Below are 19250 nucleotides of genomic sequence, written 5' to 3'. Positions count from 1 at the left end.
CCTCACCGGGTCCGGAAACCGCCGTTCTTCCGGCCGGCGAACAACTCCGCCTGCCGTTCCGTCGGGAGATTGCCGAGGGCGATGAGCGGCGGCGCCTGCGCATACGCCTGCGCCCGCGCCGCCTCCTTCGCCGCCCACAACGCCCGCACGGTCCCCTGGACCCCTTCGGCCGGATACCCGGCGATGACGGTCGCGCAGGCCACGGCGGCCTCCAACGCCCGCCCGGGCTCGGTGAGTTCGGAGACCAGCCCGAGCTCGTACGCCCGCCGCGCGGAGATCCGCTCCGCCGTCCCCATCAGCATCATCCGCGCGACCTCGCCGTACGGCATCCGGTGCGCCATCAGCACCGACTCGTAGGCGCTGACCATCCCGTACGTGGTGTGCGGGTCGAAGAACACGGCGGTCGGGTCGGCGACCACGAACTCGCTCTCGCCCAGCAGATAGAACGCCCCGCCGCAGGCCATCCCGCGCACGGCGGAGATCACGGGTTTCCAGAGGTCGTTGGCCTTCGGGCCGATGTGCAGCAGCGGATCGTCCTGCATGTAGGGCGAGTTGGGCTGCGGCACGACCGCGTCCCGGTCGAGCCCGGTGCAGAAGGCGCGCTCCCCGGCCCCGGTGAGGACGACGGCCCGTACGGAGTCGTCGAACCGCAACTCCCGCCACGTAGTGCTGAGTTCGGCGGCCGTGGCGAGGTCGATGGCGTTGAGCTTGCGCGGCCGGTCGAGGGTGACGACGGCGACGGCGGTGTCCTTGTCGACGGAGACGGTGAGAGTGGTCGGAGTGGTGGGAGTCATGACCGCTCCAGAACCCACTGCGGAAGCCCGGCCTCGTCGAACACGACCTGCACCCGCGCCCCGATCCGAACCCGTTCAGGAGCAAGGGAGTTGAGAGCGGCCCCCGGGGCGGTGACGAGGTTGCCGACCAGCCGGATGCGCGGGGCGTCGACCAGCTCGACGACGATCACGTTGTAGGGCGCGACGGCGGCGTAGTCGGGAAGCAGCGGGGGGTGGGGAAAGACGTAGGACCAGACCCGCCCCCGCCCGCTCACCTGCCGCCATTCACTCGCGAAGGACTGGCAGTGGGGGCAGCAGGGGCGGGGCGGGAAGCGGGGTTCGGCGCAGTCAGCGCAGGTCTGGACGCGGAGTTCGCCCTCGCGGGCGTACTGCCAGAAGGGGGCGCCGTCGTCGTCGGTGAGCGGAGTGAGCATGGCGGTCGACTCCTCATTTCACTTCGTGAGCAGCAGGGCGGAGGTGGGGACGCCCTCGCCCGCCGTCACCAGACAGGTGGCGGCGTCCGGGACCTGGGCGGTGCTGGTGCCGCGCAACTGCCGTACGCCCTCGTTGATCAGGTTGAAGCCGTGGACGTACGCCTCGGAGAGGCCGCCTCCGCCGGTGTTGAGGGGGAGTTGGCCGCCGATCTCCAGGGCGCCCCCCTCCGTGAAGGCACCCCCTTCCCCCCGTCCGCAGAAGCCGTAGCCCTCCAGGGAGAGCGGGACGAGGGCGGTGAACGCGTCGTAGATCTGGGCGACATCGACGTCCTGCGGGGTGAAGTCGGCGTGTTTCCACAGGTGTCGGGCCGCGGTCCAGGCGGGTCCGGTGAGGGGGTCGTCGTTCCAGTAGTTGACCATGCCGTGGTGCTGGGCGGGGAGGCCCTGGGCGGCGGAGTGGACGTAGACGGGGGTGCGCCGACAGTCGCGGGCGCGTTCGCGGGAGACGACCACGCAGGCCAACGCCCCGTCGGTCTCGAGGCAGTTGTCGAAGAGGCAGAGGGGTTCGCTGATCCAGCGGGAGGTCATGTACATCTCGCGGGTGAGCGGGCGGTCGTACATGATCGCGGCCGGGTTCTGGTTGGCCCTGTTCCGGCAGGCGAGGGCGACGTTGAACAAGTGGTCGCGGGTCGCGCCGTACTCGTACATGTAGCGGCGCGTGAGCATGGCTATCTCGTCCGCCGGCCGGAGGAGGCCGAAGGGGCGGGTCCACTGGGCGGGGGTGGGGAGTTGGCGGGTCGTGTTGGTCCACGGTCTCGCCCCGCTGCCGCGCTTCCGGGACCGCCAGGCCACGCCGACCGTCGCCTGTCCGGCGGCGATGGCGGTGGCGAGGTGGGCGACGGTCGCGCATGAACCCCCGCCCCCGTAACCGATCTTGCTGAAGAAGGTCAGGTCCCCGAAGCCGACGGCCTTCGCCAGCTCGACCTCGTCCGTCTCCTCCATCGTGTAGGAGGCGAGGGCGTCGACCTCGCTCGGGGCGATGCCCGCGTCGTCGAGGGCGGCGAGGACGGCACGACACGCCAAGGTCCGTTCGTCCTCGGGGAGTTGCTTGGCGAAGGAGGTCTGTCCGATGCCGACGATCGCGGTCGCGTCCTTCAGTCCCGCCATGTGCTGTCCGGCCATGCTCTGTGCACCTCCGCGTGACACCGGGGCTGCTGACAGGGCGTCAGGCTACAGCTAATCTGACGGGTAGTCAGCTAGTGGGTGTGGGGAGGCCGTTCATGGGCGGAGACGTGGAGTGGGACACCGTCCCGGGCCTGGTGCGCTCGGCCGCGGAACGGTACGCGGACGCCGAGGCGGTGGTGGAGGGCCGGACGCGGATCTCGTACGCCGAGCTGGGCGCCCGGGTGGAACGCGCGGCGGCCGCCTGCATCGCCGCCGGGGTCGAGGTCGGCGATCGGGTGGGCATCTGGGCGCCCAACTCGACGGACTGGATCGTCTCGGCGCTGGGCGCGGTGTCGGCGGGCGCGGTGCTGGTGCCGCTGAACACGCGGTTCAAGGGGAGCGAGGCCGCGTATGTGCTGCGCGGCAGCGGGGCGCGGTTGCTGTTCGTGACCGGGACGTTCCTGGGGACGTCGTACGTGGCGTCGCTGCGGCGCGCGGCGGGGGAGGGGGCCGGGGACGGTCCGCTGCCCGGGCTTCCGGCGCTGGAGCAGGTGGTGGTGCTGGCCGATGACGCGCCCGCCGACTTCCGTACGTGGAAGGACTTCCTCGCGGGCGGGGAAGGGGTCGCGGCGGCCGAAGTCCGTGAGCGCGAAGGGCAGTTGGACGGTTCGTCGGTCTCGGACATCATCTTCACGTCGGGGACGACGGGCCGGCCCAAGGGCGCGGTGATCACGCACGCGCAGACGCTGCGGGGATACGAGATCTGGAGCGACCTGGCGGGGCTGCGGCAGGGCGACCGCTACCTGATCGTGAACCCCTTCTTCCACACCTTCGGCTACAAGGCGGGCGTGATCGCCTGCCTCATGCGGGGCGCGACGATGATCCCGCAGCCGGTGTTCAACGTGGACACGGTGCTCGCGAACATCGCCGCGGAACGGGTGTCGGTCCTCCCGGGCCCGCCCACCCTGCACCAGTCCCTCCTCGACCACCCCGCCCGGGACGCGCACGACCTCTCGGCGCTGCGGCTCGTGGTGACCGGCGCGGCGGTGGTGCCGTTGCGGCTGGTGGAACGGTTGCGGGGCGAGCTGGGCGTCGGGACCGTCCTCACGGCGTACGGCCTCTCGGAGGCCAGCGGCATCGTGACGATGTGCCGGCGCGGGGACGACCCTGCGGTCATCGCGTCGACGTCGGGGCGGGCGATCCCGGGGACCGAGGTCCGGGTGGAGGCGCCTCCCGGCACCCCGGGCGAGGTGCTGGTCCGGGGCTTCAACGTCATGCGCGGCTACTACGAGGACGCGGCGGCCACGGCCGAGGTGCTGGGCGAGGACGGCTGGCTGCGCACCGGCGACGTCGGCGTCCTGGACGACGAGGGCAATCTCCGGATCACCGACCGGATCAAGGACATGTTCATCGTCGGCGGCTTCAACGCGTACCCGGCGGAGATAGAGCAACTCCTCGGCGTCCACCCCGATGTCGCGGACGTGGCGGTGATCGGCGTACCGGACGCGCGGCTCGGCGAGGTCGGCAAGGCGTACGTCGTACGGCGGCCGGACGTGACGCTGACCGCCGACGACCTGATCGCCTGGGCGCGGCGGGAGATGGCGAACTACAAGGTGCCGCGGGTGGTGGAGTTCGTGGGCGAGCTGCCCCGGAACGCCAGCGGGAAGGTGGTCAAGGGGGAGTTGCGGGGGCGGATCCGCACTCCCTGATGGACACACATCGGCCGCGACGGCTCCCCCCGGGGCCGTCGCGGCCGATCCCCCGTGCTGGGGAGATGGTCTAGCTGGGTTCGGACGTCACGTGGGTGTTGTCCGGGGTGTCGGTCCCGTCGTCCGCGAGCACCGTGACGTGGGTGTTCAGCGGCTTGATCGGGCTGCTGGTCACGTGGGTGTTGAGCGGAGTGATCTCCTCACCGGCGGGTTCGTCGGTGACGTGCGTGTTGTCCGGCGTGACCGTGTCGTTCTCGGTGTCGCTCATGGTGGTGCCTCCCCTGTTGGAGCAAGTCGGAACTGTGAGAGACCCGTCCGGTCACTCCCCCGAGGATGACCGGACGGGTACTCGGTCGCCCACCCTAGATGCAGGAAAAGGCGACCTCACCGGCGGTCCGTCTGCCCCCCGACGCGACGGATCGACTAAGGAAAGAGTGCCGGGCGGCGATAAACGAACGATGAACGCCGCCCGGGACCCCGGCCGGGCGGCGGGAGCCCCGGCGGAGGAGCCCTAGGAAGCCGGGACCGGGGTGAGGAGCAGGCGCACCTGAGCGGCCTCCGGCGAGTCCAGCCCCTCGTAGATCTCCAGGGCCTCGCGCCAGCAGACCTCGGCCCGCCCGGAGTGCCCGATGCCGTTCAGCGCCCTGCCCAGCACGGTGAGCACATGCGCGCGCCGCCACTCGCCGCCGATCCCCCTGAGGACGGTGAGCGCCATCTCGGCATTGCTCGCGGCGCTGGCCTGCCTGCGGGCGTCGAGGTCGACCTCCGCGAGCCGGCAGAGCGTCATGCCCTCCCACAGGCGCTGGCGGCTGGAGCGGAAGACCCGCAGGGCCTCCTCCAACTGCTCGGCGGCGTTGGCGTGTTGGCCCGTCTTGCCGAGGGCCATCCCGAGCGCGTAGTGCCCGTTCGCCCCCCCGCAGGGAGTGGCCGAGGTTCTCGTAGATGTCGACCCCCTGCCGGGCGAGCTCGACCGCCGATTCGGCACGGCCCGTCGCGAGGTGGAGCCGGGACAGGTTGCAGAGGGCGGCCGCCGCTCCCGCCATGTCGCCGCAGTGCCGGAACTTCGTGATGGCCCGGCCGAAGTGGTCCTCGGCGTCCTGGTGCCGGTTCTGGTAGAAGGCGATGCCGCCGAGGATGTTCGCCGCCCAGCACGACGGCAGCAGGTCGTCGGTGGTCTCCGCGAGCCGGAACGCCTCCTGCGCCTCCCGGTACGCCACGTCGAAGAGCCCCGAGAAGAGGCGCGCGTTGCTCAGCACGACCGACGCGCGTCCCTCCGCCCGCACGTCGCCCTCGGCCCGCGCGGCATCACGCAGGGCCGCCGCGGCCGTCTCGTACTCCTTCGTGTTGGCCCCCGACTCGGCGAGGTCGACCGACGCCCACAGAAGATCGATCGCGCGGCGCAGGGTGGATTTCTCGGTCGACTGCCGTACGCACGCCAGCAGCGGTACGGCCTCCAAGTAGAGCCAGTCCCACGCCGCTTGGCGGTTCGCGAACGTCAGGCCCTCGACGGCGGTCGGCTCCAGGTGGTCCACCAGCCGGTCCCCGGGGCGTTCGATCGCGTAGACCCCCGCCGCCGTCGCCAGATAGAAGTCCAGCAACCGCGAGAGCGCGGCCCCCCGCTCCGTCGGCGACGACTCGTCCCGCTCGGCACACGCACGCGCGTAGAGCCGCACCAGATCGTGGTACCGGTACCGCCCGGGAGCCGCCGATTCCACAAGTGACGTGTCTACGAGGGATTCCAGCACGTCTTCCGTGTCCTCGACCGGGAGGTCCAGCACCGCCGCGGCCGCCGCGAGGGAGATGTCCGGGCCGTCCGCCAGGCCCAGCAGACGGAAGGCTCGCGCCTGGGCCGGCTCCAACTGGCCGTATCCCAGCTCGAAGGTGGCCTTCACGGCGAGGTCGCCGGCCTGGAGCTCGTCCAACCTCCGGCGTTCGTCGGCGAGTTTGGCGGCGAGGACCGAGACCGTCCAGGTGCGGCGGGCCGCGAGGCGGGAGGCCGCGATGCGGATGGCGAGGGGCAGGAAGCCGCAGGCCGCCACCACGTCCAGGGCCGATTCCCGTTCGGCGGCGACGCGTTCGGCGCCGACGATCTTCGTGAAGAGCTGCAGCGCCTCCTCGGGGGACATCACGTCGAGGTCGATGAGATGCGCCCCGGCGAGGTCCACCATCCGCACACGGGAGGTCACCAGCGCCGCGCAGCCCTCCATGCCGGGGAGGAGGGGACGTACCTGGGCCGCGTCCCGCGCGTTGTCCAGCAGGACCAGCACCCGGCGGCCGTCCAGCACCGACCGGTACAGCGCGGACCGCTCCTCCAGGGAGTCGGGTATCGCGGAGTCCGGGGTGCCCAACGCCCGCAGGAACGCGCCCAGTACGGTCTCGGGTTCGGCGGCGCGGGAGCCCGCGCCCTGGAGGTCGACGTACAACTGCCCGTCGGGGAAGGCGGATCGGGCCTGGTGCGCCACGTGGACCGCGAGGGTCGTCTTGCCGACGCCGCCGATTCCCGCCAGCGCCGACACCGCCATCACGCGGCCCTCCGCCGAGGCCAGGACATCGCTCAGCTCGGACACGAAGGACACGCGGCCCGTGAAGTCCGGGACCGTCGCCGGGAGTTGATGGGGGCGGACCGGGGCCGCCACGGTCTCCGCCGCCGGGGCGGAGGGCTCCGCGAGGCCCGGGTCGGCCTGGAGGATGCGGTTCTGGAGTTCGCGCAGGCCGGGGCGCGGGTCCACGCCCAGCTCGTCGGCGAGCAGGCGCCGGGTGTCCGCGTACACGGCCAGGGCCTCCGCCTGGCGGCCGGAGCGGTACAGGGCGAGCATCAGCAGCTCGCGGAGACGTTCGCGGAGCGGGTGGGCCGCGGTGAGGGCGGTCAACTCGCTGACGGCCTCCGCGTGGCAGCCCTGCTCCAGGTCCATGTCGAGCCGGGATTCGAGGAGTTGGAGCCGCCACTCCTCCAGGCGGACGCGCTGCGCCTCCGCGTAGGGCCCCGGGAGTCCGGCCAGCGGCTCGCCGTCCCACAGCGCGAGCGCCCGGCCCAGCAGGTCCCGCGCATGGCACAGGTCACCCGCCGACTTCGCCTTCTCCGCCTCGTTCGCCAGGTCGTGGACCTCGGCCACGTCCAACGCGCCCTCGGGCAGGCCCCGTACGGCGTACCCGCCCGACTCGCTGACCAGCACCCCGGCGTCCAGCGCCTTGCGCAGCCGGGACGCGTACGTCCGCACCGCGGCCAGCGCCTGCGACGGAGGGTCGTCGCCCCATAGGGCGTCGATCAGCTCACCGGCGGTCGCCGTGCGGCCCTCGCGGAGCAACAGCGCGGCCAGCAGGGCGCGTTGCTGCGGCGAGCCCGTGTTCAGCGCAACAGGGCCCCGCCAGGCACGTACCGGACCGAGCACGCTGAAGCGCAGCGCGGTCGACTCCTCCGAGCCGGACCCGGGGCGCCGCTGCTCCGGTACTCGCGGTCCACCGTCCATCGCCGTTCCCCCTAGGCAAGCCTGTTAACTACGACAGTTTGCCTTGTCCGCGGCGGATGCGTCAGCTCTCGGAGACACCGCTCACACCTGGCCGCGCGGGATATCACAAGGCCCTCACACGGCCTGCGCACAAGTCCGCACAGAACCGAGCACCCCGAACCCGGATCCAGCTAGCTGACGGGTCGTCAGATCGGCGCTACCGTGAGCGCCATGGACACCCAGAACCCCCAGGAAACCGACCAGGCCACCCTCCCGCTGATCATCTCCGTCGACGACCACACCGTGGAGCCCGCCGACGTCTGGCAGCACCGGCTGCCCAAGAAGTACCTGGACACCGGCCCTCGCATCGTCCGCGCGCCGCTGAAGGAAATGACGTTCCTCGGCGGGCGGTTCAAGCCCGTGATGGGTGAGCCCGGCGACGACGGACCCATCGGCGACTGGTGGGTCTACGAGGATCTGCACCGCCCCCTCACCCGCCTCGACACCGCCGTCGGCTACAGCAGGGACGAGATCAAGCTCGAAGTCATCACTTACGAGCAGATGCGTCCGGGCTCGTACGACGTCCCGTCCCGGCTCGCCGACATGGACGTCAACCACGTCCAGTCCGCCCTGTGTTTCCCCACCTTCCCCCGCTTCTGCGGCCAGACGTTCACCGAGGCCGCCGACCGCGAACTCGGCCTGCTCTGCGTCCGCGCCTACAACGACTGGATGGTGGAGGAGTGGTGCGGCCCCGACGCGAACGGCCGCCTGATACCACTGCCTCTCATCCCGTTGTGGGACCCGGAGTTGGCCGCCGCGGAGGTCCGCCGCAACGCGGCCCGCGGCACCCGCGCCGTCGCCTTCTCCGAGATACCCCCGCACCTCGGCCTGCCCTCCATCCACACCGACGACTGGGACCCGTTCCTCGCCGCCTGCGCCGAGACCGGCACGGTCATCGCCATGCACATCGGCTCCAGCAGCCGGATGCCGTCGACCTCGGCGGACGCGCCGCCCGCCGTCGGCTCCACGATCACCTTCGCCAACTGCTGCTACTCGATGGTGGATTGGCTGATGAGCGGCAAGTTCGAGCGCTTCCCGGACCTCAAGGTCATGTACGCCGAGGGCCAGATCGGCTGGATCCCCTACATCCTGGAGCGCGCCGACGTCGTCTGGGAGGAGAACCGCGCCTGGGGCGGCGTCGCCGACAAGGTCCACCGCCCGCCGTCCGAACTCTTCACCGAGCACGTCTACGGCTGCTTCTTCGACGACGCGTTCGGCCTGAAGAACCTCGACTCGATCGGCGTCGGGAACGTCCTCTACGAGACCGACTACCCCCACTCCGACTCCACTTGGCCCAAGTCCCGCGAGGTCGGCGAGGCACAGATGGGTCACCTGGCACCGGACGTGGTCGAACGGATCGTACGAGGCAACGCGATCGAGCTGCTCGGGCTGACACCGGACGGACTGTGGGAGGGCCCCAAGTGAGCGGCCTCGCCTACGGGTTGCAGCTGCCTGTCCAGTCCCAGAGCACCATCTACGCCGAGCCCTGGGAGGCCGACGCGGGCCCCGCCGACCTCGTCGGGATCGCGCGGGCCGCCGACCGTTCGGGCTTCGCCTACATCGCGGGCTGCGACCACGTCGGCGTCCCGCGCCGCCTCGCCGCCGCCATGAGCACGATCTGGTACGACCCCGTCGCCACCCTCTCCTTCCTCGCGGGCGTCACCGAACGCGTCCAACTCCTCAGCCATGTGGCGGTCGTAGGCCTACGGCACCCCCTGCTCAACGCCAAGCAGTACGCCACCCTCGACCACCTCAGCGGGGGCCGGCTGATCCTCGGGGTCGGCGCCGGGCACGTGCGGGAGGAGTTCGAGGCGCTGGGGGTGGACTTCGAGCGGCGCGGGCCGGTCCTCGACGAGTCCATCGACGCGTTGCGTGCCGCGCTCGGGCCGGACGAATTCCCCGAGCACCACGGCAAGTTGTACGACTTCGAGGGGCTCGGGCAGCGGCCCCGGCCCGCGCAGGAACACGTCCCGCTCTGGGTCGGAGGATCGTCCCCCGCCGCCGTACGCCGGGCCGCGCTCAAGGCGGACGGCTGGCTGCCGCAGGGCGACCCGCGCGACAAGCTGCCCGCGCAGATCGAGCGGATACGGCGCCTGCGTGAAGAGGCGTCCATCCAGGGGCCGTTCGTGTTCGGGGCCATCACCGAGCCGCTGTACGTGGGCGATCCGGGGTGGGAGGTCGGGCGGCGCACGCTCAGCGGGGCGCCCGAGGTTCTCGCGGAGTCCCTGGGTGCCTACGAGGCGATGGGCGTGGACCAGATCCAGGTGCGGTTCCGCTGCCGTGACCGGGCCGAACTCACCGACCAGATCAGCGCGTTCGGGACCGAGGTGGGGCCGCTGCTCTGAGCGCGACTCTCATCACGACTTTGATCACGGCCTGTTTGAACACGGTTACGCCGAGCCGCGTATGTACGGACGTACGGACGTTTTGGCTCCGGCGGAAGGACCTCCGAAGTGCGATCCTCCGAGCGACTCGTGGTTGCCGTGGCCTCTGCGGGGGTCACCTGGCCGCACGAGAACTGGCCGCCCCCGGACGATCCGTACGTGGACCGTGTGGTGCATGTCCCCCCGCCCTACGAGGGGTTGGCGGAGACCGCGGCGGACGTCGTCGTGCTGCACTGCGAGGATCCGGCCGCGTCCTTTCCGGGGCTGCTGGAGGTTCTCCGCACCCGGCGGGTCCCGGCGGTCGTGGTCAGTCCGCGCCGGGACACCGAAGCGGTGGTCGAGGTGTTCCGGGCCGGAGCGGGCTATCTGGTCGAGGGCGACCACTGCCCCGAGATGATGTCCTCGGCGATGGTGGCGGCCACCGTCGGGCACACCTACCTCTCCCCGTCGGCGACCGCCGCCCTGCGCGAGGGGGCCCGGCGGATGGCCGCGACCGACGACGCGATGGAGCGGCTGCGCGCGCTGCTCTCGCCCCGCGAGCAGCAGATCATGGAACTGCTGTCGACCGGCCTGGGCGCTCAGCAGATCGGGCAGCGATTACGGCTGAGCGAGAAGACCGTGCGCAACAACCTCAGCAACATCTATGCCAAGTTGGACGCCAGGAGCGGCACGGACGCGGTCCTGCGGTGGCTGGGAGCCACGCCCGTGCTTCGCACCTGAGAACTGGATCAGGAACAGATCAGGCACAGATCAGGCACAGATCAGGGTGCCGGGATCTCCGACAGCGGTATTTCCACGTCGGTGACATTGGCGCCGCCCTGACCGAATCCGGCCTCTTCGGACTGGAGGGCCTTCGTGGAGTTCGGGACGGTGTCGGCCGCGGTGGTCGCGCATTTCACATTCCGCAGCCAAAGGCGCCCGTCCGGCGTTCCGTTGTTCAGGATCTGCGGATAGAAGACGTGCACGGTCGCGGCGCCCTCGCTCGGTGAGAAGAACACAGTCTGGCCGTCCTGCGCCTCTTTGTACGTGGCCTTCAGGAATCCGCTCACATCGGTGCGCTTGGCGGACCACATGTAGAAGGCGGTGCTGTCCGCCTGTACGGTGTCCGTCCGGCTGAACGCGAGGGTGGTCGTCTTGTCGTCACGCGTGATGTTGATGGTCGACGTGCTGAATTCCAGGCCGACTTCGAAGAGCGAGTTGCCGAGTTTCGTCCCGGCCTCGGTGACCGTTCCCTCCTCCAGCTGAAGGGTTCTCGTCACCGAGGTGCTCACGTTGAAGGTCTTCGACGCGGTGCTCGTGGAACCGCAGTTGTCGGACACCGGGGAGACGCGTTCATTGGGCCCGAGGCTGTTCGCCTTGAACTGCACGTCCACGAACTCGCAGTCGGCCAGCTTGTCGGAGTCCGCGGAGCAGTCGGCGCTCACTTCGGAGGGGGTGGCGGCGTTCGCCTGGTTCATCAGGGGGATGATCACCGCGAGCGCCGCGACGGGGGCCAGGGCGAGGGTGATGCGCTTCTTCTTGCTCCGGTGGCTTCTGCTGCGGCCGTTCCGGGTCATGAGTGTCTCCAGTGGGGTGAAGTGGTCGTGAGCTGGGGCTACTTGACGGCAGGCCGGAGTCTCAGCAGCCCTCCAGGACCGCCTTGGAGGTGCCGTCCACGACACCGGGAGCACCAGCGGCGCCGGGCAGGATGACGGGCCCTTCGACCACATCCGGCGCCACGAAGTTCTGCTCCGGGCTGGCCGGCAGGACGGTGGTCTGGTCCCGGGCGTCGATCCGCACCCGCCATTCCCCGGTCATGCGCTGCAACTTGGGCGTGAACTCCATGTGGAGCACCTTGCCGACCGGCACGTCACGCGCCTCCGTGTCGCCGGCCGTCGCCGATTTCACGGTCATGTCGAGGGTGCCCTTGTGCTTGGACCAGGACCCGCTGAGGAATCCGAAGAGGCCTCCTGCGGCGCCCTGTTGGGTGGAGACGTACTTGCCCTGTCCCTGGGCCGCCGTGGACGACCAGGTGATGGAGACCTTGGCCGGATCGGTGGCGTTGGGCTCGCAGTTGGGGAAGTCGATGGACGCCTTTTCGGTGGGTCCGTCGAAGGTCTCGAAATTCGTCTCCACGTAGTCGCAGTTGTCGGCCTGGAAACCGTCCGCGAAGGCGCCGCCGAAATCCTCCACGGACCGCTGTTCGCCGTTGACCACCGCGGACCGCTCGCACATGGTCATGATCTGGTCCGGCGTCTTGGCGTCGGCCGCGTTCGCCGACGGGAGCAGGGCGACGACCACTCCGCCGGTGGCGAGTGCCGCGCCGATCGCCACGTACCTGACTTTCCTGTTGCGCAATCTCCGCTTTGCCATGACAGGAATTGTTGGAGCCAAGCCGAGGTATGGCCAGGGTCAAATATCCCTACTCCACGGTCACTTGAAGTGCGCTTGTGCACTCGCGGCGTGCCTGCGGCGTGCTCGTGGTGTGCTTGTGCAAGGCCCTTCCCGCTATCTGACGCTCCGTCAGCTACGGCGCTACGATGCCCTGCATCCACCGATCCCGAGGAGGCCCGCATGGGCAAGCTGGACGGGCGTGTCGTCATCGTCACCGGGGCGGCACGCGGGCAGGGGGAGCAGGAGGCGCGGCTGTTCGCGGCCGAGGGCGCGAAGGTCGTCGTAGCGGATGTGCTGGACGAGCAAGGGGAGGCGCTGGTCAAGGAGTTGGGCGGGTCCGCGTCCTACGTCCATCTCGATGTCGGTGAGGAGGCGGACTGGGGTGTCGCCGTGCGGGCCGCCAAGGAGGCGCACGGGCGGATCGACGGGCTGGTCAACAACGCGGGGATCCTGCGGTTCAACTCCCTTGTGGACACGCCCCTTGAGGAGTTCATGCAGGTCGTGCGGGTCAACCAGGTGGGCTGTTTCCTGGGGATCAAGACCGTGGCGGCGGCGATGGAGGACGGCGGCACGATCGTCAACACGGCCTCGTACACGGCGGTCACGGGGATGGCGGCGGTCGGGACCTACACCGCCACCAAGCACGCGATCCTCGGGCTCACCCGGGTGGCCGCGCTGGAGCTGGCGAGCCGGCGGATCCGGGTCAACGCCGTCTGCCCCGGGGCCGTGGACACCGCGATGTCCAACCCGGCCCGGCTCGACCCGGACGCGGACCCGGAGGAGATGACCCGGGCGCTGGACGAGCTGTACCGCAAGCTCGTGCCGCTGGGGCGGATCGGGCGGGCCGACGAGGTGGCGCGGCTGGCGCTGTTCCTGACGTCGGACGACTCGTCGTACATCACCGGGCAGCCGTTCGTGATCGACGGGGGCTGGCTGGCCGGGGTCAGTGTCATCTGACGAGGCGTCAACTATTGACGAATCTGACGCTACGTCAGAAAGTCGTAGCACTCATAGGGACCATCTGGACTGGGACGGTGAACCTCCTTGGAATTCGGGCTCTTTGTACAGGGATACGTGGGCAAGCGCGCCGAGACGGACCCGCTGGCCGAGCACAAGGCGCTGATGGAGGAGACCGAGTACGTCATCCAGGCGGACAAGTCCGGCTTCAAGTACGCCTGGGCGTCCGAGCACCACTTCCTGGAGGAGTACTCGCACCTCTCGGCCAACGACGTCTACCTCGGCTACCTCGCCCACGCGACCGAACGCATCCACCTCGGGTCGGGGATCTTCAACCCCCTCGCGCAGGTCAACCACCCGGTGAAGGTCGCCGAGAAGGTCGCGATGCTCGACCATCTCACCGGTAATCGCTTCGAGTTCGGGAGCGGGCGCGGGGCCGGGTCGCACGAGATCCTCGGGTTCATCCCGGGGGTGACCGACATGAACTACACCAAGGAGATCTGGGAAGAGACCATCGCCGAGTTCCCCAAGATGTGGCTCCAGGACGAGTACGTCGGCTTCCAGGGCAAGCACTGGCAGTTGCCGCCGCGGAAGATCCTGCCGAAGCCGTACGGGAAGGCGCACCCCGCGATGTGGTACGCCGCCGGGTCGCCGCCGTCGTACGCCATGGCCGCGCGTAAGGGGCTGGGGGTGCTGGGGTTCAGCATCCAGAAGGTGTCCGACATGGAGTGGGTGCTGGAGCAGTACAAGACGGCGATCGTGAACGCCGAGCCGGTGGGGGCGTTCGTCAACGACAACGTCATGGTGACCACGACGGCGATCTGTGCGCCGACCCATGACGAGGCGATCCGGATCGCGACGAGTGGGGGGCTGCACTATCTGCCCTCGCTGGTGTTCCGGTACCACGACACGTTTCCTCGGCCTGAGGGGTTTCCGGTGTGGCCGGAGACGCTGCCCGAGTACACGCCGGAGTTCGTCGAACTCCTCGTGGAGGAGGAGCTGTTGATCTGTGGGGATCCGGATGAGGTGCTCACTCAGTGCAAGCGGTGGGAGCAGGCGGGGGCGGATCAGTTGAGTTTTGGGTTGCCGGTGGGGGTGCCCAAGGAGGAGACGTTGCAGACGATTCGGTTGATCGGGGAGCACGTGGTTCCGAAGATCGACACGGATCCTGTTCACCGGACTACGCGGTTCCGGGAGACGGCCTGAGGTTGTACGGCGGCCGCGGGTGGGTGGGGGCTGGTCGCGCAGTTCCCCGCGCCCCTAAAAAACAACGCCCCTAAAAGCAAGCGGAGTTGAGGAGGCGCCCCATGCTCGATCACGTCATCAAAGGTGTCACCGTCGTTGATGGGACGGGGGCGCCTGCTTACACCGCCGACGTCGGTATACGGGACGGGCGGATCGCCGTCATCGGGACGGTGGTTGAGGAGTCGCGGACGTCGGAGGACGCGAGCGGGCTTGTGCTCGCGCCGGGGTTTGTCGACCCCCATACCCACTACGACGCTCAGCTCTTCTGGGACCCGTATGCCACGCCGTCCCTCAACCACGGAGTCACGACCGTCGCCGCCGGGAACTGTGGGTTCACGCTGGCGCCGTTGATGCCGGAGGACGCCGACTACACGCGGCGGATGATGTCCAAGGTCGAGGGGATGTCGTTGGTCGCGTTGGAGGAGGGGGCGCCGTGGAGTTGGCGTGGGTTCGGGGAGTATCTGGACGCGCTTGAGGGGCGGATCGCTGTCAACGCTGGCTTCATGGTGGGGCATTGTGCGCTGCGGCGGTATGTGATGGGGGCGGATGCCGTGGGTGGGCAGCCGAGTGAGGAGCAACTCGGGGAGATCGTGCGGCTGTTGCACGAGGCGATGGACGCGGGGGCGTGGGGGTTCTCCACCACCCAGTCCTCCACCCACTCGGACGGGGACGGGAAGCCGGTCGCCTCTCGGCATGCGTTGCCCGCCGAACTGATCGCGCTGTCCAGGGCTGTTGGGGAGCACGAGGGGACGCAGATCGAGGCCATCGTCGCCGGGTGTCTCGATCAGTTCAGTGACGCGGAGATCGATCTGTTCGTCGAGATGAGCGCGGTGGCCGGGCGGCCGTTGAACTGGAACGTGTTGACCATCGATGCCGCTGTGCCCGAGCGCGTGCCTCGGCAGCTGTTCGCGAGTGAGCGGGCCCGGAAGGCCGGGGGCAGGGTCGTCGCGCTGACCATGCCGATCCTCACGCCGATGAACATGTCCCTCGGCACCTTCTGCGCGCTGAACCTGATACCCGGGTGGGGGCCGATCCTGAGCCTGCCCGTGCCCGAGCGGATCGCCAAGCTGCGGGAGCCCGACGTACGGGCCGAGATGCTGCGGAACGCCAACAGCAAGGAGGCGGGCGTCTTTCGGCGGCTCGCCAATTTCGGGCGGTATGTGATCGGGGATACGTACAGCGACGCCAACGAGGGGCTGACCGGGCGGGTGGTCAAGGACATCGCCGCCGAGCGGGGGCAGGAGCCCTTTGAGTGTCTCGTCGAGATCTGTGCGGCCGATGAGCTGCGGACGGTCCTTTGGCCCATGCCTTCCGACAACGATCCCGCCTCCTGGGCGTTGCGGGCCGAGACCTGGCAGCACGAGGACGTGTTACTCGGGGGGTCCGATGCCGGGGCGCATCTGGACCGGATGTGCGGGGCGCCGTACACGACCCGGTTCATCGGGGACTGTGTGCGGGGGCGGAAGTTGGTGGGGCTCGAGCAGGCCGTGAAGATGCTCACCGATGATCCGGCCCGGTTGTTCGGGCTGCGGGAGCGGGGGCAGGTGCGGGAGGGGTGGCATGCGGATCTGGTGCTCTTCGACCCGGAACGGATCGACGCCGGCAAGGCCACCCTGGTGCACGACCTGCCGGGAGACAGTCCGCGCCTCGACTCCAAGGCGATCGGCATAACGGCCGTGTGGGTCAACGGAGTTGAGGCCATCCGGGACGACGTGGTGAGCGGGAACGTGCCGGGGCGGGTGCTGCGGTCGGGGCGGGACACCAGGACGGTGAGCACGAAGTGAGCTCCCGAGCCGGTTCCCAAGTCGCGGGCGAGCAACCGTTGTTCGTCGGGGGAGAGTGGGTCGAGCCTGACGGCGGGTACTACGCCGTGGTCGATCCGGCCACCGAGGGGACCGTGGGGTGGGCGCCGGAGGCCTCGCGGGGGCAGGTGTTCGCCGCTGCCGCCGCGGCTCGGGAGGCGTTCGGGCCCTGGTCGCGTACGTCGGCCGAGGAGCGCGCGGCGATTCTCGGGCGCGCGGCGGACATCATCCGCGGCGGACTCGTGCCGTACGCCGAACTCGCCCAGGCGGAGAGCGGTGCCACGACGGGGACCGCGCGGGGCATGCAAGTGGGCGTCGCCGTGGCCCGGTTCCGGCGGTACGCGACCGTGGAGCCGGCCGAGTGGGCGATCGCGCCGCAGGTCAACGAGGCGGGGCCGTTCGGGCGGGCGGCTGTCATGGGCGCGATCGCCGTGCGGCAGCCGGTGGGTGTCGTCGCCTGCATCACGTCGTACAACAACCCCTGGGCCAATCCCGCCGGGAAGATCGCCCCCGCCCTGGCCATGGGCAACACGGTCGTCGTGAAACCGGCGCCGCAGGACCCGTTGTCCGTCTACCGGATGGCGGAGGTGCTGGAGGCGGCCGGGGTGCCGCGCGGGGTCGTGAACGTCGTCAACGGGCGGTCGGTGGAGGTGGGGGAGGCCGCGGTCGAGTCCGGAGACGTCGACATGGTCAGCTTCACCGGTTCCACGGCTGTCGGGCAGCGGATCGCCGAGGTGTGCGGGCGGGGGATGAAGCGGCAGTTGATGGAGTTGGGGGGGAAGGGGGCGGCGGTCGTCTTCGACGACGCGGATGTGGCGGCTGCCGTGTCCGGGATCGGGACCACCTTCTCCTTCTACAGCGGGCAGATCTGTACGGCGCCTACTCGGGTGCTGGCGCAGCGGGGTGTGTACGAGCGGGTCGTGGAGCAACTGGCCGGTTATGCCCGGGCGTTGAAGGTCGGCGATCCGCGCCTGCCGGACACGGTGGTCGGGCCGGTGATCTCGGCGGCGCACCGGGAGCGCGTCGAGTCGTACGTCGAACTGGGCCGGAAGGAAGGCGCGGTGGTCGTCGCGGGTGGTGAACGGCCGTCCGACGGGCCGGGGTTCCTCGTCGCGCCGACCGTCCTCGCCGACTGCACCGCCGAGATGCGGGTCGTCCGCGAGGAGATCTTCGGGCCGGTCGTCGTGGTCGTCCCCTTCGACTCCGAGGAGGAAGGGATCGCCCTCGCCAACGACAGCGACTACGGCCTCATCGACTATGTGTGGTCGGGGGATGTGGCCCGGGCGTTCCGGGTGGCGCGGTTGCTCCGGGCCGGTGGGGTGGGGGTCAACACCGTGGGGCGCAACATGGAGGCGCCGTTCGGGGGGTTCAAGAAGAGCGGGGTCGGGCGGGACGTCGGGTCGTACGCGCTGCACGCGTACAGCGAGGTGCAGGCGATCGTGTGGTCGGGGTGACGTTCTTCGGGGCGGCTATTGGTACCAGTCGTCGCCCTCGGACGTGAGCGATCGGCCGACGTAGTCCCGCAGGTCCCGGGCCACCCACCGGCGGCTGTCGTCCTCGTGCTCCCACACGAAGACGTCGGGCCGCCCGTCGGGGACGCGCACGAACGCGAACTGGTCGCCGCCGCCGTTGTCGCCGAAGAACAGCAGCGGCTCGAACGGCATGTAGAGGTCGGCGAACATCGGGTCCGACCAGAAGCGCAGGTTGTCCCCGATGATCCGTTGCAGGGGCCAGACGGTGTCGAGCCCGTATGGGCCGCGGATGCCGTTCGTCTCCTGGAGCAGGTCCGCGAGCGCGGCGGGGAGCCGCCGGCCGAGTCGCAGCTCTGCCGCGCGGAGGGCGGGCGCGTCGACGGGGACGTCGAACTCGGTGTCCGAACAGGCCTGTTGGGCAATGGCTCTCCACATACGCGCAGGCTAGACGGGCTCAGTCCCCCAGATCCACCCGCACCGTCAGCAGACTCGACCCCATCGCCTTCACCGCCGCGCTGTTGAAGCGGGGGAGGGTGCGCAGGCGGGCCTGGGGGTCGTCGTCGGGGAGGAGGTGGGCCGTGCCGGTGTGCCAGCGGCCCATGATGCGGACCCGTACCCTCGGGTTCGCCTTGATGTTGCGGACGTAGTGGGAGAGCTCGCCGAACTCCGAGACCAGCCAGAACGTGTCGCCGATACGGCGGCCGCCGAGCGGGGTGCGGCGAGGTTGGCCGGAGACGCGGCCGGTGGTCTCCAGGACGGTCTGGGTGGGGAGGTGGCGGGTGACCGAGTTCAGCAGGCGTTGGAATCTCGTGACATTGCGGTACTTGGACTCGGGGGTGCTTGGCATCGGTTTCCGGATCTCCTGTCGGCTGGCTGCGTTCGTGGACTTCAACATGATCTAGCCAGGAATCCCGGTCCTTCAGGGCTCGGGAGGGATGGCTTCTCTGGGCTGCTCTGACCCGCGCCGGAGACATGGGTCCGCGTTGGCTGCCTCAATCTTGGCGCTTTTGGTTCTCGATGTATTCCTTCACCGCAGCGAGGGGTGCGCCGCCGGCAGACGCTGCGAAGTACGAGGGTGACCAGAATTGCGCGCCCCACAGGTACTTGCGGATGTGATCTGCGTACTCCTTGCGCAGGTAGTGCGCGGAGACGCCCTTGAGCGAGCCGACCAGGGCGGACAGCTTGACCTGCGGCGGGTAGTGGATGAGTAGGTGCACGTGATCGCATTCGCCGTTGAACTGGCGAAGCTCGGCGTTGGCCTTGACGCAGACCTCCCGCATGATCTCCTCGCAGCGCGTCAGGATCTCATTGGTGAAGACGCCACGTCGGCATTTCGGTACGAAGACCAGATGAGTGTGGAGAGTGTGGACGACGCTACGGCCCCTGCGGATATCGGGGTTTGGTTCCCATCGTGGTGACATAGACACGATG

The 19250-nt window shown here is 69.6% G+C and carries 17 protein-coding genes and 1 pseudogene; 8 read left to right on the top strand and 10 right to left on the bottom strand.

All coding sequences use genetic code 11. The features are described 5' to 3' along the window. Nucleotides 1-2: 2 nt before the first annotated feature. Genes OO69_RS43420 through OO69_RS43410 form a run of 3 tightly spaced genes read right to left on the bottom strand, consistent with a single transcriptional unit; the run spans nt 3 to nt 2374 of the window. Nucleotides 3-794 (bottom strand): enoyl-CoA hydratase/isomerase family protein, encoded by a 792-nt coding sequence (locus OO69_RS43420; protein WP_033286506.1) that lies wholly within the window; start codon nt 792-794, stop codon nt 3-5. Next, nucleotides 791-1207: a Zn-ribbon domain-containing OB-fold protein gene (locus OO69_RS43415; RefSeq protein WP_033286505.1), complete on the bottom strand. Its 417-nt coding sequence runs from the start codon at nt 1205-1207 to the stop codon at nt 791-793. The genes OO69_RS43420 and OO69_RS43415 overlap by 4 nt, the downstream gene beginning before the upstream one ends. 18 nt (nt 1208-1225) lie before the next feature. Next, complete coding sequence (locus OO69_RS43410; protein ID WP_033286560.1) at nt 1226-2374, bottom strand: lipid-transfer protein; 1149 nt, start codon at nt 2372-2374, stop codon at nt 1226-1228. 113 nt (nt 2375-2487) lie between these two features. Between OO69_RS43410 and OO69_RS43405 the strand changes: the two genes are divergently transcribed. Beyond that, entirely contained in the window at nt 2488-4080 is a 1593-nt protein-coding gene (locus tag OO69_RS43405; protein WP_033286504.1) for a FadD3 family acyl-CoA ligase, read from the top strand. 70 nt (nt 4081-4150) lie between these two features. Here OO69_RS43405 and OO69_RS43400 read toward each other — a convergent pair whose 3' ends face one another. Together OO69_RS43400 and OO69_RS49090 are read right to left on the bottom strand one after the other, a co-directional pair. Next, entirely contained in the window at nt 4151-4348 is a 198-nt protein-coding gene (locus OO69_RS43400; protein WP_033286503.1) for a hypothetical protein, read from the bottom strand. Between the two features lie 243 nt (nt 4349-4591). Continuing rightward, nucleotides 4592-7547: pseudogene (locus OO69_RS49090) on the bottom strand (BTAD domain-containing putative transcriptional regulator). A 210-nt stretch (nt 7548-7757) separates the two neighbouring features. On the opposite strand from OO69_RS49090, the gene OO69_RS43390 reads away from it, so the two are divergent. The 3 genes from OO69_RS43390 (at nt 7758) to OO69_RS43380 (ending at nt 10690) form a co-directional block, all read left to right on the top strand. Next, nucleotides 7758-9011, top strand: coding sequence for an amidohydrolase family protein (locus OO69_RS43390; protein ID WP_051801669.1), 1254 nt, complete (start codon nt 7758-7760; stop codon nt 9009-9011). Further along, nucleotides 9008-9931, top strand: coding sequence for an LLM class F420-dependent oxidoreductase (locus OO69_RS43385; protein ID WP_033286502.1), 924 nt, complete (start codon nt 9008-9010; stop codon nt 9929-9931). Before OO69_RS43390 ends, OO69_RS43385 begins: the two co-directional genes overlap by 4 nt. A gap of 108 nt (nt 9932-10039) precedes the next feature. Further along, nucleotides 10040-10690, top strand: a complete 651-nt coding sequence (locus OO69_RS43380) for a response regulator transcription factor (protein ID WP_033286501.1) — start codon at nt 10040-10042, stop codon at nt 10688-10690. Between the two features lie 41 nt (nt 10691-10731). Here the strand turns inward: OO69_RS43380 and OO69_RS43375 are convergent, their stop codons facing one another. Both OO69_RS43375 and OO69_RS43370 read right to left on the bottom strand, forming a co-directional pair. Continuing rightward, on the bottom strand, nt 10732-11526 hold the full coding sequence (locus tag OO69_RS43375; protein WP_033286500.1) for a hypothetical protein: 795 nt from the start codon (nt 11524-11526) through the stop codon (nt 10732-10734). A 61-nt stretch (nt 11527-11587) separates the two neighbouring features. Next, nucleotides 11588-12322, bottom strand: a complete 735-nt coding sequence (locus OO69_RS43370) for a hypothetical protein (protein ID WP_199811144.1) — start codon at nt 12320-12322, stop codon at nt 11588-11590. Between the two features lie 201 nt (nt 12323-12523). Between OO69_RS43370 and OO69_RS43365 the strand changes: the two genes are divergently transcribed. The 4 genes from OO69_RS43365 to OO69_RS43350 all read left to right on the top strand — a co-directional run bounded on the left by OO69_RS43365 (nt 12524) and on the right by OO69_RS43350 (nt 17801). Then, nucleotides 12524-13300 carry an SDR family NAD(P)-dependent oxidoreductase gene (locus OO69_RS43365; protein ID WP_033286498.1) on the top strand — a complete coding sequence of 259 codons (777 nt, stop codon included), beginning with the start codon at nt 12524-12526 and terminating at the stop codon, nt 13298-13300. A gap of 87 nt (nt 13301-13387) precedes the next feature. Further along, nucleotides 13388-14506: an LLM class flavin-dependent oxidoreductase gene (locus tag OO69_RS43360; RefSeq protein ID WP_078652839.1), complete on the top strand. Its 1119-nt coding sequence runs from the start codon at nt 13388-13390 to the stop codon at nt 14504-14506. A gap of 86 nt (nt 14507-14592) precedes the next feature. After that, nucleotides 14593-16329: an N-acyl-D-amino-acid deacylase family protein gene (locus tag OO69_RS43355; protein ID WP_420707961.1), complete on the top strand. Its 1737-nt coding sequence runs from the start codon at nt 14593-14595 to the stop codon at nt 16327-16329. After that, the gene (locus OO69_RS43350) at nt 16326-17801 is read left to right on the top strand and encodes an aldehyde dehydrogenase family protein (protein ID WP_051801665.1); all 1476 of its coding nucleotides are present in this window, start codon (nt 16326-16328) and stop codon (nt 17799-17801) included. The genes OO69_RS43355 and OO69_RS43350 overlap by 4 nt, the downstream gene beginning before the upstream one ends. Before the next feature lie 15 nt (nt 17802-17816). Here the strand turns inward: OO69_RS43350 and OO69_RS43345 are convergent, their stop codons facing one another. From OO69_RS43345 to tnpA, 3 genes are all read right to left on the bottom strand, one after another. Beyond that, complete coding sequence (locus OO69_RS43345) at nt 17817-18254, bottom strand: SMI1/KNR4 family protein (RefSeq protein ID WP_033286495.1); 438 nt, start codon at nt 18252-18254, stop codon at nt 17817-17819. Between the two features lie 19 nt (nt 18255-18273). Then, nucleotides 18274-18666 (bottom strand): nitroreductase/quinone reductase family protein, encoded by a 393-nt coding sequence (locus OO69_RS43340; protein ID WP_033286494.1) that lies wholly within the window; start codon nt 18664-18666, stop codon nt 18274-18276. Between the two features lie 145 nt (nt 18667-18811). Beyond that, complete coding sequence (tnpA, locus tag OO69_RS43335) at nt 18812-19240, bottom strand: IS200/IS605 family transposase (protein ID WP_078652838.1); 429 nt, start codon at nt 19238-19240, stop codon at nt 18812-18814. Nucleotides 19241-19250 lie beyond the last annotated feature (10 nt).

It is taken from the genome of Streptomyces sp. NRRL F-525, assembly GCF_000716605.1.
Lineage (GTDB): Bacteria > Actinomycetota > Actinomycetes > Streptomycetales > Streptomycetaceae > Streptomyces.
Note: the sequence above shows the minus strand (reverse complement) of the source record. Positions and strands in the feature narration are given on the sequence as shown.

What these genes read in the sequence shown, in the direction of transcription:
- OO69_RS43345 (WP_033286495.1), bottom strand. Translation starts at nt 18,254, where the DNA reads ATGTGGAGAGCCATTGCCCAACAGGCCTGTTCGGACACCGAGTTCGAC.
- OO69_RS43390 (WP_051801669.1), top strand. Translation starts at nt 7,758, where the DNA reads ATGGACACCCAGAACCCCCAGGAAACCGACCAGGCCACCCTCCCGCTG.
- OO69_RS43400 (WP_033286503.1), bottom strand. Translation starts at nt 4,348, where the DNA reads ATGAGCGACACCGAGAACGACACGGTCACGCCGGACAACACGCACGTC.
- OO69_RS43415 (WP_033286505.1), bottom strand. Translation starts at nt 1,207, where the DNA reads ATGCTCACTCCGCTCACCGACGACGACGGCGCCCCCTTCTGGCAGTAC.
- OO69_RS43365 (WP_033286498.1), top strand. Translation starts at nt 12,524, where the DNA reads ATGGGCAAGCTGGACGGGCGTGTCGTCATCGTCACCGGGGCGGCACGC.
- OO69_RS43370 (WP_199811144.1), bottom strand. Translation starts at nt 12,322, where the DNA reads ATGGCAAAGCGGAGATTGCGCAACAGGAAAGTCAGGTACGTGGCGATC.
- OO69_RS43375 (WP_033286500.1), bottom strand. Translation starts at nt 11,526, where the DNA reads ATGACCCGGAACGGCCGCAGCAGAAGCCACCGGAGCAAGAAGAAGCGC.
- OO69_RS43410 (WP_033286560.1), bottom strand. Translation starts at nt 2,374, where the DNA reads ATGGCGGGACTGAAGGACGCGACCGCGATCGTCGGCATCGGACAGACC.
- OO69_RS43420 (WP_033286506.1), bottom strand. Translation starts at nt 794, where the DNA reads ATGACTCCCACCACTCCGACCACTCTCACCGTCTCCGTCGACAAGGAC.
- tnpA (WP_078652838.1), bottom strand. Translation starts at nt 19,240, where the DNA reads ATGTCACCACGATGGGAACCAAACCCCGATATCCGCAGGGGCCGTAGC.
- OO69_RS43340 (WP_033286494.1), bottom strand. Translation starts at nt 18,666, where the DNA reads ATGCCAAGCACCCCCGAGTCCAAGTACCGCAATGTCACGAGATTCCAA.
- OO69_RS43405 (WP_033286504.1), top strand. Translation starts at nt 2,488, where the DNA reads ATGGGCGGAGACGTGGAGTGGGACACCGTCCCGGGCCTGGTGCGCTCG.